At 66.3% G+C, this 332-nt stretch carries 1 pseudogene; it reads right to left on the reverse strand.

Annotation, left to right across the window (positions count from 1 at the left end):
* A pseudogene (locus AB4Y32_RS40525) lies at positions 1–332 on the reverse strand (response regulator); the annotation flags it as partial.

The following is a 332-nucleotide window of genomic DNA, read 5'->3' on the forward strand; positions in this document are numbered from 1 at the left end:
AGCGCGCGTCCGCGCGCCGCCGCTCGTCGATCTGCGCCTGCAGGTTCGCGTTGGCGCGCGCCAGTTCTTCGGTGCGCAACGCGACGCGCTGTTCGAGATCGTCGCGCGCCTGCGATAGCGCAGCCTCCGTTTCCTTGCGCACGGCCACTTCGGCAAGCAGTTGCCGGTTCTGTGCAAGAAGCTGCTTGTGCATCGCGCGCAGTTCGAGATGCACGCCGACACGCGCCAGCGTCTCGTCGACGCGCAACGGCTTGGTCACGTAATCGACCCCGCCCGCCGAAAAGCCCTCGACGCGATCCTCGTTGCCTGTCAGCGAGGTCATGAAGATAACG

This window comes from Paraburkholderia phymatum, from assembly GCF_040965635.1.
In the GTDB taxonomy this organism is placed as follows: Bacteria; Pseudomonadota; Gammaproteobacteria; order Burkholderiales; family Burkholderiaceae; genus Paraburkholderia; species Paraburkholderia phymatum_B.